The sequence below is a fragment of the Bradyrhizobium sp. 153 genome, assembly GCF_023073835.1.
Lineage (GTDB): Bacteria > Pseudomonadota > Alphaproteobacteria > Rhizobiales > Xanthobacteraceae > Bradyrhizobium.
Genome location: NZ_JADPKH010000053.1, coordinates 156,127 through 173,506, shown reverse-complemented (window position 1 = coordinate 173,506; position 17,380 = coordinate 156,127). Strand labels below are relative to the sequence as shown.

Annotated in this window: 14 protein-coding genes, 1 tRNA gene, 1 pseudogene and 1 riboswitch; of the genes and pseudogenes, 4 read left to right on the top strand and 12 right to left on the bottom strand. The window is 64.9% G+C overall.

What is annotated here, in order from left to right:
* Window positions 1-14: 14 nt before the first annotated feature.
* Complete coding sequence (locus IVA91_RS13530; RefSeq protein WP_247279189.1) at window positions 15-1,220, bottom strand: MFS transporter; 1,206 nt, start codon at window positions 1,218-1,220, stop codon at window positions 15-17.
* A gap of 115 nt (window positions 1,221-1,335) precedes the next feature.
* Window positions 1,336-1,413, bottom strand: a riboswitch (Fluoride riboswitch).
* A 327-nt stretch (window positions 1,414-1,740) separates the two neighbouring features.
* Between IVA91_RS13530 and IVA91_RS13525 the strand changes: the two genes are divergently transcribed.
* The 3 genes and pseudogenes from IVA91_RS13525 (at window position 1,741) to IVA91_RS13515 (ending at window position 4,380) form a co-directional block, all read left to right on the top strand.
* Window positions 1,741-2,604 (top strand): DUF1194 domain-containing protein, encoded by an 864-nt coding sequence (locus tag IVA91_RS13525; protein ID WP_247279190.1) that lies wholly within the window; start codon window positions 1,741-1,743, stop codon window positions 2,602-2,604.
* Window positions 2,605-2,775: 171 nt separating this feature from the next.
* Entirely contained in the window at window positions 2,776-3,411 is a 636-nt protein-coding gene (locus IVA91_RS13520) for a hypothetical protein (protein ID WP_247279191.1), read from the top strand.
* A 370-nt stretch (window positions 3,412-3,781) separates the two neighbouring features.
* Window positions 3,782-4,380 (top strand): annotated as a pseudogene (locus tag IVA91_RS13515) (hypothetical protein).
* A gap of 94 nt (window positions 4,381-4,474) precedes the next feature.
* Here IVA91_RS13515 and IVA91_RS13510 read toward each other — a convergent pair.
* From IVA91_RS13510 to IVA91_RS13465, 10 genes are all read right to left on the bottom strand, one after another.
* Window positions 4,475-5,722, bottom strand: a complete 1,248-nt coding sequence (locus IVA91_RS13510; protein WP_247279192.1) for a methyltransferase — start codon at window positions 5,720-5,722, stop codon at window positions 4,475-4,477.
* A complete protein-coding gene (locus IVA91_RS13505) occupies window positions 5,715-6,449 on the bottom strand; it encodes a TlyA family RNA methyltransferase (RefSeq protein WP_247450152.1) in 735 nt (244 codons plus the stop codon). The genes IVA91_RS13510 and IVA91_RS13505 overlap by 8 nt, the downstream gene beginning before the upstream one ends.
* Window positions 6,450-6,477: 28 nt before the next feature.
* Complete coding sequence (locus IVA91_RS13500) at window positions 6,478-7,032, bottom strand: nucleoside 2-deoxyribosyltransferase (RefSeq protein ID WP_247279194.1); 555 nt, start codon at window positions 7,030-7,032, stop codon at window positions 6,478-6,480.
* A gap of 171 nt (window positions 7,033-7,203) precedes the next feature.
* A complete protein-coding gene (gene dxs / locus IVA91_RS13495; protein ID WP_247279195.1) occupies window positions 7,204-9,132 on the bottom strand; it encodes a 1-deoxy-D-xylulose-5-phosphate synthase in 1,929 nt (642 codons plus the stop codon).
* A gap of 581 nt (window positions 9,133-9,713) precedes the next feature.
* Window positions 9,714-9,965: an exodeoxyribonuclease VII small subunit gene (locus IVA91_RS13490; protein WP_008551229.1), complete on the bottom strand. Its 252-nt coding sequence runs from the start codon at window positions 9,963-9,965 to the stop codon at window positions 9,714-9,716.
* A gap of 73 nt (window positions 9,966-10,038) precedes the next feature.
* Window positions 10,039-10,968, bottom strand: coding sequence for a histone deacetylase family protein (locus IVA91_RS13485; protein ID WP_247450155.1), 930 nt, complete (start codon window positions 10,966-10,968; stop codon window positions 10,039-10,041).
* 136 nt (window positions 10,969-11,104) lie between these two features.
* Complete coding sequence (locus IVA91_RS13480; protein WP_247279197.1) at window positions 11,105-12,760, bottom strand: bifunctional metallophosphatase/5'-nucleotidase; 1,656 nt, start codon at window positions 12,758-12,760, stop codon at window positions 11,105-11,107.
* A gap of 267 nt (window positions 12,761-13,027) precedes the next feature.
* Window positions 13,028-13,786, bottom strand: coding sequence for an enoyl-CoA hydratase-related protein (locus IVA91_RS13475; protein WP_247279198.1), 759 nt, complete (start codon window positions 13,784-13,786; stop codon window positions 13,028-13,030).
* 185 nt (window positions 13,787-13,971) lie between these two features.
* The gene (locus tag IVA91_RS13470; RefSeq protein ID WP_247279199.1) at window positions 13,972-14,154 is read right to left on the bottom strand and encodes a hypothetical protein; all 183 of its coding nucleotides are present in this window, start codon (window positions 14,152-14,154) and stop codon (window positions 13,972-13,974) included.
* Between the two features lie 163 nt (window positions 14,155-14,317).
* Window positions 14,318-16,096, bottom strand: coding sequence for an acyl-CoA dehydrogenase (locus IVA91_RS13465; RefSeq protein ID WP_247279200.1), 1,779 nt, complete (start codon window positions 16,094-16,096; stop codon window positions 14,318-14,320).
* Window positions 16,097-16,370: 274 nt separating this feature from the next.
* On the opposite strand from IVA91_RS13465, the gene IVA91_RS13460 reads away from it, so the two are divergent.
* A tRNA-Gln gene (locus tag IVA91_RS13460) sits at window positions 16,371-16,445 on the top strand.
* Between the two features lie 39 nt (window positions 16,446-16,484).
* Here the strand turns inward: IVA91_RS13460 and IVA91_RS13455 are convergent.
* A complete protein-coding gene (locus IVA91_RS13455) occupies window positions 16,485-17,378 on the bottom strand; it encodes an SMP-30/gluconolactonase/LRE family protein (RefSeq protein WP_247279201.1) in 894 nt (297 codons plus the stop codon).
* Window positions 17,379-17,380 lie beyond the last annotated feature (2 nt).

The following is a 17,380-nucleotide window of genomic DNA, read 5'->3' as shown; positions in this document are numbered from 1 at the left end:
AAAGCTCCCCGTCATCATTTCTGCTCCGCTGCCAGACCGTTGCCGACGGCAAGCAGTCCTATGAGCGAGATCAGCGCAAAGCCGAGCCCTGCCAGAAACGTGCCTGCCGGACCATAGGCATCCCACAACGCGCCGGCGATCACGCTCGCGGCCAGCAGTGCCAGACCCGTGAACAGGTTGAAATAGCCGAACGCGGTGCCGCGCAGGCTCGGCGGCGCGGCGTCGGCGACCAGGGCCGAGAGCAGACCTTGCGTCAATCCCATATGCAGCCCCCACAGCACGACGCCGAGCGCGAGGCCTGCAAGGCTCGGGAGCAGTGCCAGCGCGAGGTCGGCGCCGGCAAGGAAGACCAGGCCGAGCGCGAGCAGGCCGGTCCGGTTGATCCGGTCCGACAGCACGCCGGCCGGATAGGCCGAAAGCGCATAAGCGACGTTCATCAGCACCAGCACCGCCGGCACCCACATCGCATTGAGCCCGATGTTCTGTGCGCGCAGGATCAGGAAGGCCTCGCTGAAGCGCGCGAGCGTGAAGACGATGCCGACCGCGACGACGCGCCAGTAGACGGATCCGAGCTGCCGCATCGCGGCAAGATTGAGCGGGTTCTTCGCAGGCTCCCGGCTCGGATCCGCCGGCTCGTGCACGGCAAGTGCGATCAGTCCAAAGGACAGGAAGGCCGGCAGCACCGCAACCCAGAACACGATCGTAAAATTATCCGCCGTCCACCACATCAGGCCGATGGCCGCGAGCGGCCCGACGAAGGCACCGATCGTGTCGAGCGATTGTCGCAGGCCAAAGCTCGCGCCGCGCAGCCCGTTAGGAGCGATGTCGGCGATCAGGGCATCGCGCGGCGCGCCGCGAATGCCCTTGCCGACGCGATCGATGAAGCGCGCCGCCACCAGCCACCCGACGCTCGACGCGAGCGGAAACAGCGGCTTGGTGAAGGCGGCTAGCCCGTAGCCGAGCGCGGCGAGCAGCTTGCGTCGACCAAGCCAGTCCGACAGGGCGCCGGAGAAGATTTTCGTGATCGAGGCGGTCGCCTCGGCAATGCCCTCGATGAAACCGACCGTGAGCGTGGAGGCGCCGAGCACGGTGACGAGATAGACCGGCAGCAGCGCATGGATCATCTCGGAGGAGATGTCCATTAGCATCGAGACGAAGCCGAGCACCCAGATTCCCCTGGGCAGTGAGGCGCGCTCAGCATTCGGTGTCGTCGTCGTCACGTCTTCGCCTTCTCCTGCCCTGGCTTGCTGGCCTTCGTCACCAGGCAACAAAAAACCCGCCATCGGCGGGTTGGTCCATGCTCCCACCAAAGGCGGAGGCCTAAAGATTGCCCCACCTCAAGCAGGAGTCATCAGCCCACTACGATCATCGACCGCCGGGCGGTTGTCGGGGGACTCCATCCCCATCTGTGCGTCCAGCCTAGCATGGAAATTGCGCCGGACAAGTGGGCGGGAAGTGTCCCTACACACCACATCATTACACCTGTCATTCCAAGGATCGCGAACCAAGGCTCGCGAGCGAGACCCCGGAATCTCGACATTCCGGGCTCGGCTCTGCGAGGCGCCCCGGAGTGACGGTGCGTATGTGATCGCTGGTGTTCCGGCGGCGCGAGCGCGGCAACAGCGCGGCAGCTTTGCGTTGGGCCGATCCTAACTCGAATGTGAAGCGCAAGCGATCTTCGCACTTTGCGGCAAGGCGATTGCATGTCACCATCGCGTCATACGACGGGAGACTGGTGCGATGCGCTTGCTGTTCTCGATCGGGGCTGTACTGGTGGCCGGCGTGCTTGCCGGAGGGGACGTCGCGGGCATCGCGGCGCCAGGACCAAAATTCGAGCTGCCCGAGAACCAGGCGCAGCGGCCGGTTGCCGACAAGGATGCGCAGGCGGTCGACGTCGAACTGATCCTCGCCGTCGACGTGTCCTACTCCATGGACATGGACGAGCTCGCGATCCAGCGCGAAGGCTACGCGCAGGCAATCCAGTCGAAGGAATTCCTCCAGGCACTGAAGCTCGGTCCGAACGGCCGCATCGCCGTGACCTATTTCGAGTGGGCCGCTTCCAGCGACCAGAAGATCATCATCCCCTGGCGGCTGGTCGACGGCCCCGAGACCGCGGATGCGGTCGCCGCCGAGATCATGAAGACGCCGATCCGGCGCGCCTCGCGCACCTCGATCTCCGGCGCGATCACATTCGCGATGCCGCTGTTCGACGAGGATCCCTACCGGGGCTTGCGTCGCGTGATCGACATTTCCGGCGACGGCCCCAACAACAATGGCGGCCCGGTCACGGTGGCGCGCGATGCCGCGCTGGAGAAGGGCATCGTCATCAACGGTCTGCCGATCATGGTCAAGGAGCCGTCCTATTCGACCATGGATATCGACAATCTCGATTTCTACTACGAGGACTGCGTCATCGGCGGTCCCGGCTCTTTCGTCATCACGATCAAGGACCGCGACAAGTTCAAGGAAGCGATCCGCACCAAGCTGCTGATGGAGGTCGCCGGCCGCAGGCCGGAGCGCCCCGTGATGCGGGTTGCGGACAAGGAGCCGCGCGTCAATTGCATGATCGGCGAGAAGATCTGGTCGGACCGCTGGGGCCGCTAATAGCGCGATTGGGACCTTTCGCCTCATCCCACCCGACGGTTGAATTTAACCGCTCGTTAACCGGCACATGGCCCTAATCCGATTGTTTCAGTTCGTTCCCGATTGCTGTTTTGACCCTGCTGTCGGGCGCGATCGAGAGCGGGTTCGTCGAACCCGTCCACCGAGCAGACTATGGCCATCGTCACGTCGAGCAGCAGCCAGATTTCGCCCGCCAATGAGCGAGTCTTTCACCAGAGCAAGTTGCTCGGTGAATGGAAGGGCAATTGGGTCGGCAACAACCAGCCCGTCGGCTTCAAGGTCGTGAACATCCGCGGTGCCCGGGCGCAGGTCGAGTACACCCATAACGGGCAAACCGAGCGGGGCTTTGCCGAGGTCAATGGCTCGCTGATCACCTTTGGCGGGGTCACGGTGGGCACCAAGGACGGTAAGAGCATGGTGCTGTTGTTCTCGGCGGGCGGCGCTGGCAAGCAGACCGCCAATCTCGAGAAGCAGGAACCGCCGGCTTCCGACAGCCGCCTCATGGGAAGCTGGGGCGGCTATTCCAGCGATAACGGCAAGAGCGCGAGCTTCAAGGTGCTCTCGGTCAACGGCAAAGAAGCCCAGGTCAGCGTCACCACCGACGGCGTCACCCGCCAGGGCACCGGCACCGTCTACAAGAACGTCATCATGTTCGGGCAGGCGCAGATCGCAACCGACGACGGACAGAATGGCAAGGTCATCTATCAGGTCGGCACAAAATCTTTCATGGTGCCGGTGACGAAATATCCGCCGGCGGACTCCTCGTCTTCGGTCGACAAGACCGCCTGAAAGCTGCCTCTCACCATTTCGGTGGCCGCTCCACGAACGTCCTCAAGCCCCCTTGCGCCTCATCCTGTAGAGGCATCCCGCGACGTGGGTCCGCTCGTTACGTGCGTACGTGCGGCCGCGAGCTCGGCATAGCCCGACGTCGTAGTCGGAGGAGGGATGCACGTTACCCCACGCGCGTGAGCCGCCGAGCACCACGGCCTGAACGCCCGGTACCTCCGCAAGAATGGGTGTCAGGCGGGGTGAGCAAGGGATCGGGGAACATCAGGTGCAACTCTCCGGGAGCCCCGCGCCGTGACGTCGGCCGGATCGCTCCGCTGGCATTGGTCATGTTCGACGAGTATAATTTGCAAAACTCTTGACGGTCATCTGAATGTTCAACCTCGCAGCTTCATGTGCACTTGCAACTCTCGCAGTGCTCTGCCTGACCGGCGCACCGGCTCATGCGCAAGTTGCGCCGCTGAGATATTGGATCCCCGGCGGGCCTTTCGGCCTCAGTGGAGGTGCCGGCCAGAGCTCCGATACTTACGGCGGCTTCTCAAGCTTCAATGCCGGCGATGCGGGGTGGCGCACCAGCTATGCGAATGGTTTCTTTGTTGGCAGCGAGCGCGGCAATTTTGGTTTGAGCGGCTCAACCAGGCCGGCTCGGCCGGCAATTTCAGCGCGCTGTCCTATGACAGCACGCAGTTCGGCTACGCCACCAAAGCGGCAGGTGGTTTGCCTGTCACGTTCTTCGCCGGTTTCGACACCTTGAAGTACGGCAACGGCATCGGCAGCTCGCTGGCGCCGCTCACCTCCAACGCCGCACCCGGTTATGGTGCGTTCGCGGGTGTCGAGTTCAAGCCGACCCCCAATCTCAGCCTGTCGTTCGGCGCCGGTTTCAGCCAGCAGCAATCGGGACGCATGGACAGCGACATCAACTCCTCGATGCTCCCCGGCGAGTCGCCCGCATTGGGCGGCCTGCGGCGCTAGAGCATGATCCGGAAAAGTGCGCAGCGGTTTTCCGAAAAGATCATGCTCAAAACAAGACCTAAAGCGCGGCGATTTATCCTGCTCTCATTGCGCTTTAGCGCGTAAACCGCGCAACCAGCTCCACATGCGGCGTGTGCCGGAATTGGTCGACCGGCACCACCGCGTCCAGCCGGTAGCCGCCGTCGATCAGCAGTCGCGCATCGCGGGCAAAGGTCGCGACGTTGCAGGACACGGCGATCACGATGGGCACCTTGCTTGCGGCGAGCTTCAGCGCCTGGGCCTGCGCGCCCTGGCGCGGTGGATCGAACACCACCGCGTCGAAGTCGCGCAGCTCCTGCGGTACTAGGGCGCGGCGGAACAGGTCGCGTGGCTGGGCTTTGATTGGCTTCAGGCCGGGCGTGCGCGCCGCTTTCGCGAGCGCGGCGATCGCGCCGGCGTCGCTGTCATAGGCGGTGACGCGCGCCTTCTCGGCCAGCCTCAACGCGAACGGCCCGACGCCGCAGAAGAGGTCGAGAACCTCCTTGGCCTTGCCGACGCGCTCGGCGACGAGCGCGGCCAGCGTCTCTTCGCCCACCACCGTCGCCTGCAGGAACGAGCCCGGCGGCAGCGTCACCTCCGCGCGGCCCATCTTCACCGTGGGCGGCAGGCGTTGCAGCACCAGCTCGCCATGCCGGGTCAGTCGTGCCAAGCGGTGCTGATCGGCGACGCGCGACAGCGCCGTGACCAGCGGCGTCGGCAGCGGGCCGGAGCCGCGCACGTCGACGTCGAGGCCGTTGGCCGTGGCGGTGACCTGGATGTCGAGCGGTTTCGTCACGGGCACCTTGGACGTCAGCGGCTCGGCGAGCGCCCAGGCGGCATCGAGCGCGCCGGCGAGCGCGGGATCGAGGATGGGGCAGCGATGGATCGGAATGACGTCGTGCGAGCTCGTCGCGGAGAAGCCGACCTTGAGGATGTCATGCGTGCCGAACCGGCCGTGCAGCGTGATGCGTCTGCGGCCGGCGCCGTGCGCATCGACCAGCGGCGTCACTTCGCAATCCACGCCGGCCTGCGCCAACGTCTCGACCACGATGCCGCGCTTCCAGGCGCGATAGGGCTCAGCCGCCCAATGCTGGATGGCGCAACCGCCGCAGACGCCGAAATGCGGACAGAACGGCTCGATGCGCTCGGGGCTTGCGACGTCCACCGCGAGCAGCTTGCGGCGATCGGGATGATGGCCTGCGGCATGATCGACCTCGACGGTCTCGCCTCGAAGCGTATAGGGCACATAGATCGCTTCGCCCGTCGCCAGCGAGACGCCGTCGCCGCGATGGCCGACATGATCGATTGTCAGGCGCTCAACCACGCCGCGCGCCCAGGAAGAATTCGATGTTGCCGTCACCGCCCGTGATCGATGACGGAAACACCTCGATGTCGATGCAGCCGAGCGAGGCCGCAAACGCTGCGATGTCGTCACAGATCTCCCGGTGCACGGCGGTGTCGCGGATGATGCCTTTCTTGTTGTGCTTCCGGTCGGCCTCGAATTGGGGCTTGATCAGCGCCAGCAGGCTCATGGGCGCCGCTGCCAGCGACAGCGCCACCGGCAGCACCGCCTTGAGCGAAATGAAGCTGACGTCGACGACGACGATATCGGGCCGCGCCGGCAGGCGCTTGCCTTCGTAGGACCGAATGTCGGTCTCCTCCATCGACACGATCTTTGGATGATCGCGCAGCGAGGGATGCAACTGGCTGGTGCCGACGTCGATGGCGAACACCAGGCTTGCCCCGTTCGCCAGCAGCACCTCGGTGAAGCCGCCGGTGGAGGCGCCGACATCGAGGCAGACATGGTCCTCGATTTCAATCGGGTAATGCTCCAGCGCGCCGGCGAGCTTGACGCCGCCGCGGGAAACATAGGGGTGGGCCGGCTCGGCCTGGATCACCGCGTCCTCGGCGATCGTCTCCGATGGTTTGGTCACCTGCTTGTCGTCGGCCGTGACCAGCCCGGCCTCGATCGCCGCGCGCGCCCGCGCCCGGCTTTCGAACAAGCCGCGCTCGACCAGCAATACGTCCGCGCGCTTGCGGGGAGTGGACATTACGCTCTCATGGGCACGACTGAGCTGCTTATGTAGCGATCAATCGCGCAGCCGCCATCCGGACGCAAGCCTCGAAAGCGGCGAGATCGTGCCAGACATCGATCGGCATCTCGGCCGGCGTCACCAGCGGGCAGCCATGCCGCTCCAGCGCATGGATCATCATGAGGTTGTCGACGAGGCCGAAATCCTCGACCGTCAGTCCCTGCGCATCGACCAGCCGTCCGTCCTCGGAGGTAACGTCCATGAAACGGCCGACGCGGTCGGCATAGGCGGCGCCGTCATTGGAATAGGCGAGGCAGAGTTTACGCCGCCCGGCCATGTAGCCGAGCTCGTAGACGGTGCCGGGATCGGCGCCTGCGCCGCGGAACGGCGTGAGATTGGCGATGATGGCGTCGGCCTCGTTCATCATCGCCTCGTTGCCACAAAAGATCTGCCGCGAAGCGTCGGGCGCGGTGAGGTCGATCGCGTTGTCGAGCGGATAGAGGCCGGTGAGACCGTGAGCCGTGCAGATATCGATCTTGCGGCGGCCGATCTCGATCGCGTCCGGCAGGAATACGTCGGGGCCTGCAAGATAGATTTTCATGGGAGATAAAGCCCGAAAATCGTGGATCGAGACCCGAGCCGCGGGGCGTGCTCTGCTCCCTCCCCCGCTTGCGGGGAGGGTTGGGGAGAGGATGTCTTCGATCGAGAACCCCCGAGAGGAAAGAGCCCTCACCCGACGCGTCACCTCTCCCGCAAGCGGGAGAGGTGAGCATCAAGCCAGCTTGACCGTCTCGGCCTTGACGTCCTTGCCGAGCGCTTCGAACACCTTGGCGACGATGCCCTTGGCGTCGAGACCGGCGCGGGCGTACATCGCGGCGGGCGTATCGTGATCCAGGAACACGTCGGGCAGCACCATCGAGCGGAACTTGACCATGCCGGTGTCCAGCACGCCCTGATCGGTCAGGAACTGGGCGACATGCGAGCCGAAGCCGCCGATCGAGCCTTCTTCGATCGTGATCAGGATCTCATGGTCGCGGGCGAGCTTGAGCACCAGCTCGGTGTCGAGCGGCTTCATGAAGCGCGCATCCGCAATCGAGGTCGACAGGCCGTGGGCTGCGAGCTCGTCGGCCGCCTTCTCGCATTCGGCGAGGCGCGTGCCGAACGAGAGCAGGGCGATCTTGCTGCCCTGGCGGATCATGCGGCCCTTGCCGATTTCGAGCGGGATGCCGACTTCGGGCATCTCGATGCCGCGGCCTTCGCCGCGCGGATAGCGCAGCGAGCTCGGACGGTCGTCGATCGCGACCTGCGTCGCCACCATATGCACGAGCTCGGCCTCGTCCGCCGCCGCCATGATCACCATGTTCGGCAGGCAGCCGAGATAGGCGTTGTCGAACGAGCCGGCATGCGTCGCGCCGTCGGCGCCGACCAGGCCTGCGCGGTCGATGGCGAAGCGGACGGGCAGGCTCTGGATTGCGACGTCATGCACGATCTGGTCGTAGCCGCGCTGGAGGAAGGTCGAGTAGATCGCGCAGAACGGCTTGTAGCCTTCGGTCGCAAGACCGGCGGCGAACGTCACCGCATGCTGCTCGGCGATGCCGACGTCGAAGGTGCGGTCGGGGAACGCCTTGTTGAAGATGTCGACGCCAGTGCCCGACGGCATGGCCGCCGTGATGGCGACAATCTTGTCGTCCTTCTGCGCTTCCTTGACGAGGCTCTGGCCGAACACGTTCTGGTAGGCCGGCGCGTTCGGCTTGGCTTTGGCCTGCGTGCCGGTCGCGACGTCGAACTTGACGACGGCGTGGTACTTGTCGGCGGACGCTTCCGCCGGGCCATAGCCCTTGCCCTTCTGCGTCACGACGTGGACCAGGATCGGTCCTTCCTCCATGTCGCGCACGTTCTTCAGCACGGGCAGAAGGTGATCGAGATTGTGACCGTCGATCGGACCGACGTAATAGAAGCCGAGCTCCTCGAACAGCGTGCCGCCATCCATCATGAAGCCGCGGGAGTACTCCTCGACACGGTTGGCGCGGTTGGCAATGATCTTGGGCAGGCGCTTGTTGATCTGCTTGGCCGCATCGCGCAGCGTGCGATAGGTCTTGCCGGAGTAGAGGCGCGACAGATAGGCGCTCATGGCGCCGACCGGCGGCGCGATCGACATGTCGTTGTCGTTGAGGATGACGATCAGGCGCGAGTTCATCGCACCGGCATTGTTCATGGCCTCGTAGGCCATGCCCGCCGACATCGCGCCGTCACCGATCACGGCGATCACGTTGTTCTTGCCGCCGGAGAGATCGCGCGCCACGGCCATGCCGAGGCCGGCCGAGATCGAGGTCGAGGAATGCGCCGCGCCGAACGGATCGTAATCGCTCTCGCTGCGCTTGGTGAAGCCGGACAGGCCGCCGCCGGTGCGCAGCGTGCGGATGCGGTCGCGCCGGCCGGTGAGGATCTTGTGCGGATAGGCCTGATGGCCGACGTCCCAGATCAGCCGGTCGCGCGGCGTGTCGAAGACGTAATGGATCGCGGTCGTGAGTTCGACGACGCCGAGACCCGCGCCGAAGTGACCCCCGGTCACCGAGACGGCATCGATCGTCTCCTGCCGCAGCTCGTCGGCGACCTGGCGAACCTGCTCGATCTTCAGCTTGCGCAGGTCTTCCGGCGTCCGGATGGTGTCGAGAAGCGGCGTTTTACTGTATGCGTTCACGGCGATTTCCAATTTGTCAGCGCCGGAAGGTCATTCCGGTGCGCGATGGGTTTGCTCAATATCGGCGCAGCGCGAGTCCTCAAACCGTCGGAGCCACCTGCATGGGGCAAGGCCCCGTCTTCAGCTTAGGTAAGCTTAAGTGCGCTCCGGTTCAGTCTCTGTGATCCCTGTCACTTAGATCGGCTTCGCCCGTCCCAGCCAATTCTTTAGCAGTTTGAAGCCCTTGTCGTCGGTAATCGATGCCCACGCAAGGCTTACAAAAAGCCACACTCCGCGCAGCTTTACACCAAACCTTGGGCCAAAGCCAACCCGCTGGGCCGATTGGGGGTATGCAGGTGCAACCGGCGGGCCGGAGTGGTTAACTGCGGCCCGTGACGCAGGGTTCCGGGCCTGCCGGATCCTTCGCGGGCTTTTTTGGCCAGAATCGGGTCTTTTTTGGTCTCTCAGGACCCGGATTCCGGTACCGGCCGCACCGGCTGGAGCCCACGTTCATGGACGGCGAGGGTGCGATCACGAAAGGTGCAGCTACGCTCCAAACCTGCCCTATTACAGCGGTCAGAAACCGAGGGGAGGCCTTTAGCTTACTGGACGTCGAGCGGCGCGGTGCCGGTGGCCTGGCCGCTGGCATCGGTGGTGATCTTGTCGACCCGCGCCTCGGCCTGCCGCAGTAGATCCTCGCAGCGGCGCTTCAGGGCCTCGCCGCGCTCATAGATCGTCACGGATTCCTCGAGCGGCACCTTGCCGTCTTCGAGCCGCTTCACGATCGTTTCGAGTTCCTCGATCGCGCGCTCGAAGGTGAGCCTGGAGACGTCGATTTGGGTATTTTCGGCCATATCCGTTTCCGATTGCCCGGTTCGCTTCACATGAGAAAAAGCAGAATTTTGCGGGCTTAATGTGGCGGGTGCGTCACGCGCCCATCAGGGCGCCGACATGCGCCGTAACAGATTCTTTCAGTCCTTGCAGGTCATAGCCGCCCTCGAGCACCGAAACAATGCGGCCTCCTGCGGTCTTGTCGGCGAGGTCCATCAGCTTGCGGGTCACCCAGGCAAAGTCCTCGGCGCGTAGGTTCAGCGAGGCGAGCGGGTCGCGGTAATGCGCGTCGAAACCTGCTGAGATGACGAGCAGCTTGGGGCTGAATTTTTCGAGCTGCGGCAGGATCAGATGCTCGAACGCGGAACGGAATTCCGGCCCGCCGTCCTCCGACGCGAGCGGCGCATTGACGATGGTGTCGTGGTCGCCGCGCTCGCTCTTGGCGCCGGTACCCGGGAACAGCGGCATCTGGTGCGTCGAGCAGTACATCACGGTCGGGTCCGACCAGAAGATGTCCTGCGTGCCGTTGCCGTGATGCACGTCGAAATCGACGATCGCCGCGCGCTCGATGCCGTATTTGCGCTGCGCATGGCGCGCCGCGATAGCGACATTGTCGAAGAAGCAGAAGCCCATCGGCTTGCCGATCTCGGCGTGATGTCCGGGCGGGCGCACCGCGACGAAGGCGTTGCGATGCTGGCCCGTCATCACCGCTTCGGTTGCCGCGACCGCGCCGCCGACGCCGCGCATCACCGCTTCCCAGGTGCCCGGCGACATCGAGGTGTCGCCGTCGATGTAGACCTGGCCGCTGGTCGGCGCGATGTGGCGCAACTCGGTGACGTAATGCTCGTTGTGGCACAGCGTGACCAGATCGAGATCGCCCTCCGGAGCCTGGTCGCGCACCAGAAACTGGAAACGCTCGTGCGACAGCGCTTCCTCCACCGCGCGCAGGCGATCCGGCCTTTCAGGATGTCCCGGCGGAGTGACGTGGTCGAGGCAGGCCTTGTGGGAGAGGAGAAGCGTGCTCATCAGGTCGGCCTCATGGGATGCGGGCTCTTGCCGTCGCTTGGCGCATCCGGCGCCAAAACGCAAATGCAAAACCCAAATCTAGGCGTTTGGGCGGCAATGGCAAAGGGCCGTCCCGGGCCCGCCCGTTCGATCCGGATCAATTCACGCGCAGGATGCGGGTAGGCGGCAGCGGTCCAATCGGCCCATGCGCTCGGAAGAACGCGAACAGCGCGTCCGCGTCGTAACCGCCATATTGTGGCGCGGTACCCTGTTTGGCGACGGTAAAGCCGTCGCCGCCGACGGCGAGGTAATCATTGAGGGTGACGCGGTAGCCGCTTCCAGCTTCGATCGGCCTGCCGCCGAGACTCATCCTGTCGGCGATCACGCGCTCGCCGAATGGCTTCGCCGCATCCCAGGCATAGCTGAACCCGTTCGACACTTGGAGGATCCGTGGCCGCTTCGGGTCCGACCATTGCTGCTCGAGCAAGTCCTTGAGCTGGCGGCCCGTGAGCGTCATGGTGACGAGGCGGTTGCGAAACGGCTGGCTGGCGAAGACATCGCCGAATGTGATCGCGCCGTTCTCCTTGGGAACGATGTCGGTGCGGATGCCGCCGGGATTGGTGAGCGCGATCACGGCGCCGCCCTCCTTGGCATCGCGGGTTGCAAGCAATTGCGCATCGGCAATGACGTCGCCGAGCGCGCTTTCGCCGGCCTCGTTCGGAATGCGCGACAGCGTCTGCGTCACCGATCCGGCCGGCCGGTTGGCGATCGGCGCCGACAGCTTGTCGTACGCCTCGATCAGCGCGGTCTGGTCCGGATCTTTCGCAAGCGAGGCATTGGCGACGATGACGTTCTCGGCCCTGGCGCTGACGATGTCGCGGCTTGCGGGATCGAGCTTGACGTCGATCGCGGTGACCAGCGTGCCGTATTTGTCGCCGCTGGTGACGAGGCGTCCATCGATATCGCAGACATAGGCGCGGTGGGTGTGGCCGCTGACGACGATGTCGACGGCCCGGTCGAATTTCTTCACGATGTCGACGATCGGACCCGAGATGCCGGGACATTCGTTGTAGTCGCCGGTGGGCTCGCCGCCTTCGTGGATCAGCACGACGATCGCTTCCACCCCACGCCCCTTCAATTGCGGCACGAGCGCATTGACTGTCTCGGCTTCGTCGCGAAATTCGAGACCGGCGATGCCGGCGGGCGAGACGATGCCGGCGGTGCCCTTCAGCGTCAGTCCGATGAAGCCGACGGGAACGCCGTCGAACTCCCTGATCTCGTACGGCGGCAGCACGCTGTTGCCGGTCGCGGTCTCGATGGTCGAGGCCGCGAGATAGTGGAATTTGGCGCCCGTGAAGGGATGCGGCCCCTGGCAGCCGTCGACCGGATGGCAGCCGCCGTTCTGCATCCGCAAGAGCTCGGCCTTGCCCTCGTCGAATTCGTGATTGCCGATCGAACTAATCGCAAGACCCATCTTCGAGAGCGACTCGATTGAAGGCTCGTCGTGAAACATCGCCGACAGGAACGGGCTCGCGCCGATCAGATCGCCTGCGGCGACGAAGATCGTGTTCCTGTGTCCATCGCGCAGCTGCCTCACCAGCGTCGCCATGTATTCGGCGCCGCCGGCCGCCACCATCACCTTCCTGGCCTTGTCCTCGGGATCATTGATGCGAATGCCCCCTGGCGAAGGCCGCAGATTGCCGTGGAAATCGTTGATCGCGAGGATGCGCAGCTCGACCGGGGCTGCGGTCTCGGCTGAGGCGGGGAGGGTGCTGGCGAGAGCGAGGGCAGCAAGGATGGATCGATATCGCATGGAACAAGATTAGTCGGTCCGCGCAAAGATTTCACGAAACTCTTTTGTTGAAGCACCGCGCGTGCCGCACGCTCCCGCCCGCCCCTTGAGGGGGCGGGTCGGTTCGCATGAAATGCGAACCGGGGCGGGGCGACAGACCATCCTGTGAGCAGGTGCTGGCAAGGTTCGTATCCCGGCGAGAGTCTTCGTGCGGCTCACCCCACCCCGCCCGCGCTTCGCGCGAGCGACCCTCCCCCACCAGGGGAGGGTGACAGCCGAGTGCTCGCCCTACCGCTTCTTCCTATTCGCAAACGCGTTGAACGCAGCAATCGCCTCTTCCGACTTGAGCCGCTCGCCGAACAAATGGGCTTCCTGGTCGATGCGGCGGGTCAACTCCTCCGGCGGGGCGCGCAGCAGTCTGCGCGAGGTCGCGACCGCCTCGGCCGGCAGCCGGCAGATCTCGCGCGCCACCTTGCGCGCCTCGACCTCGGTGTGTCCGGGCGAGACCACGGTGTTGACGAAGCCTGCGGCATGCGCCTCCGCGGCGGAAAAAGTCCGTCCCATCACCAGCATCGCGAAGGCGCGCTGGTAGCCCATCGTGTTCGGCACCAGCAGGCTGGCCGCGCCGACCGGAACGAGCCCGAGATGGATGTAGGGCGCGGAGAAGGTCGCAGCGTTCGAGGCGAGCACATAGTCGCAGTGGAACAGCATCACGGTGCCCATGCCGATCGAGACGCCATCCACGGCCGCGATGATCGGCTTGGCATTGAGGGCGAGCGAATAGAGAAACTTGGCCCCGTTCGACAGCATTTCGGGGTGCGAGGCGTCGGCCTTCAGGAAATCCTCGATGTCGTCGCCGGCAGTGAACACGCCGGAGCCACCGGTGATGATCATGCAGCGGATATCAGGGTTGTTCTGCGCGGTGTCGATCGCGCGGCTCATCTCCTGATACATGTCCTGCGTGATCGCGTTCTTCTTGCTCGGACGACGCAGGGTGATCACGCGCGTTCCACGCTCTTCGGTGACGACGATATTGCCATTCGGCATGAGAGCCCCCTGCGGTCGCCACGGCGCTTGCCTTTGGCGTGTCTCACGAAAGGTCAGCCTACATCATCTTGCAGGCGTGCCAATGCGCTGCTCAAGCTTTTCGATCCCGATCTTGTGTCGTCAGCACAGGCCGCCGGCCGCATCGTCACGCGCTGTCGCGCGTTGCAACATTGGGCTACAATGGTTCACTTGAAAAACTGCTGGTTGTGGGGCATGATCGCGCCTGGTGCCGTTTCCTTTGACTGATTGCTCGATCGATGATTGCCGCAGCGGCTGTCGCTGACCGGCAGCATCGGCTTCCGTTCCGCGATGCTGACCGCCACGCTCGCGATAATGGGGCTGGTGTTGCGGGTGGTCGTGACGTTCATCGGTCGGCCCGCCGGGACCTCGCTGGCATCGGCGGGACATCCGTCCGGTGACGATGCGGCCGCACCGAGCCACTCGCGAACTAAGGGAAGGTCCTCGTCAAAAACGCGGTGCCGTCCCGACGGAGGCCGGGACACATTGGTTGTGGGGCAGGCAGCCGCCGCCTTATCCCAGCAGCACCGCATCCGCCGCCGCAACCGATTCCGCGCTCTCCGTCACCGTGCGCTCGAGCGAAGGCGCCTGCACGGTGATGTTCTCGGCGAAGAAGCGGGCGAGCGAGACGTAGCGTGCGGCGTCCGTGATGCCGTCGGCCTTGGCGGCGAGCGCTTCGGAGGCCAGCATGCAGCCGCCGAGCGTGGCGCCGAACTGCTGCAAATAAGGCGTAGCTCCCGCGAGCGCCTCGTTCGGTGCGGAGGCAACCCGCTCCAAAAGCCATTTGCTGGTGCGCGTCAGCGCGTCCAGCGCCTCGCGCAGCTTGGTGGCCGTGGTGCCGAAGGCGGGATCGTTGGAAGCCTCGACCTGGCTGACGGTGGCCGAGAGCTCGTCGAGCAGCGCCCATACCGACGCGCCGCCATTGGCCGCGAGCTTGCGCGTGACGAGGTCGATCGCCTGGATGCCGTTGGTGCCTTCGTAGATCGCGGTGATGCGGGCATCGCGATAATGCTGCGCCGCGCCGGTCTCCTCGATGAAGCCCATGCCGCCATGGACCTGCACGCCGAGATAGGCGACCTCGTTGCCGATGTCGGTGGAATAACCCTTGGCGATCGGCGTCAGCAGCGCCGCGCGTGCGGCCGCATCGGCCCGCACCTTCGCGTCCTTGGCGCGGATGGAAACGTCGATCGCGACGGCGGTCGCATAGCAGATGGTGCGCGCCGCGGCGGTCTGCGCCCGCATCCGCATCAGCATGCGCTTGACGTCGGGATGGACGAAGATCGCATCCGCGCCGTCGCCCTTGCTGCCGACGGCGCGGCCCTGCTTGCGCTCCTGGGCGTAGGACAGCGCCTGCTGGTAGGCGCGATCGGCGACCCCGACGCCCTCCAGGCCGACGCCGAGGCGGGCCTGGTTCATCATCGTGAACATGCAGCGCATGCCCTGGTTCTCTTCGCCGATCAGGAAACCGACCGCCCCGCCGTGATCGCCCATGGTCATGGTGCAGGTCGGCGAAGCATGGATGCCGAGCTTGTGCTCGACGCCGCTCGCATAGATGTCGTTGCGCTGCCCCAGTGAGCCATCTTCGTTGACCATGAACTTCGGCACGAGGAACAGCGAGATCCCCTTGGTGCCGGCGGGCGCGTCAGGCAGGCGCGCCAGCACGAAATGCACGATGTTGTCGGTCATGTCGTGCTCGCCATAGGTGATGAAGATCTTCGTCCCTTTGATGCGATAGGTGCCGTCGGCCTGCCGCTCGGCGCGGGTGCGCAGCGCGCCGACGTCGGAGCCGGCCTGCGGCTCGGTGAGCTGCATCGTGCCGGTCCATACGCCGGAGACGAGCTTCTCAAGATAGATCTTTTTCAGCTCGTCGCTGCCATGTGCCTCCAGCGCCTCGATCGCGGAGGCCGTCAGCAGCGGGCAGAGCCCGAAGGCGACATTGGCTGCGCTCCAGATCTCGGTGCAGGCGGCGTTGATCGCGAGTGGCAGGCCCTGGCCGCCAAAGCCTTCCGGCCCCGAGACGGCGTTCCAGCCGCCCTCGGTCCAACGCTTGTAGGCATCCGGCCAGCCCGGCGCGGTCGTGACCTTGCCGTCGCTCAGCTTGATGCCGTGCTCGTCGCCGACGCGGTTGAGCGGCGCCAGCACGTCGGACGCGAACTTCCCCGCTTCCTCCAGCACGGCCGCGACAATGTCGGCGTCGAAATCGCCGTAATGGCCGGCCGCCACGGCGGCCTTGAGCCCCGCGCCGTGGTTGAGCGACAGCAGCATGTCAGAGATCGGCGCGCGGTAGGTCATGGCTCACTCCCGTGGACAAATATTGGTGCCGTATTCCCATGAAACGGGGGCGGTCTCAATGGCGGGAACGGATGGCGCTGGCCGGCGGGGGGGCCCGGCGGTTGTCGGGCCTCATAATAGAGTAGAGCGAGACGCGGATCCTTCGGCCGGTCTTCCCAGGCCGCGGCATTTTGCCCCTCCAGGCGGTTGAAATGCCGCCCCGCTCCCTATAGACCGGCTGCGACCCGAGGGAATCTGCGGTAGCCAGTTCTTCCGCCCGCCCCCGGTCGCCAGTTGGGGCGTAGCCAAGCGGTAAGGCAGCGGATTTTGATTCCGCCATTCGGAGGTTCGATCCCTCCCGCCCCAGCCAGAAGCTCCGCTTGATTCGATCCTGCCCCGCTGCGCTGAATCAACCAGCGGCGAACCGGTGTTCGGCAAGTCCCTGCGCGATGCCGTGAATGGCGAGCAGATGGCCGGCTTCGGACTCTCGGTCCAATTGCATGGGATCGAGGAATTTTCTTGCGGTGGTGACGAACATGGTCGTCAGGTCACGGCCGCCGAAGCAGACGCATGTCGGATTGGTCACGGGGAGGGGAATGATCGTGTCGATCCGGCCGTCCGGCCGATAGCGCACGATCCGGCCGCCGGAGAAGAACGCGGTCCAGACCCCGCCATCGACGTCGACGCAGGCGCCGTCCGGTCGCTCTTTCGAGGCGGTATAGTCTGCGAACAGTCTTCTGTTGCCGATCACGCCATCATCGAGGTCGAAGTCGAACTGCCAGGTGCAGTATCGCCGCGTATCGGTGAAGTAGAGCGTGCGATTGTCGGGCGAAAACGCAATTCCGTTGCTGACGATGACCTCCGCGAACATCGGCGTGGCTGTACTGCCGTCGACGCGATAAAGCGAGCCGTTCGGCCGGTGCAGATCATTGTCCATCGTCCCGATCCACAGGCGGCCCCGCGCATCGACCCGTCCGTCGTTGAGCCGATTGTCGCGCCCCGTCTCGATTTCGCAGAAGCGGCTCGATTCCCGGCTTGCAGCATCGTAGCGAAACAGCCCCAGATCCTGCGCGAGGATGTGTGAGCCGTCCGACACCAGCGCCTGGCTTCCGAGAAACCGGCAATCGTGGCGAGTTGTCCGGTGAGCGCCAGTCGACGGATCGAACGATTGATGAAGCCGGCGGTCGATATCGATCCACCACAGCTTGTTTAAGCGGCTGCACCACAAGGGCGTCTCGCCCAGCACGTCGCCTGCCGGCACTGCGGTTTGAACCTTGTCGGCAGCGATGATCCTCGCCGTCACCG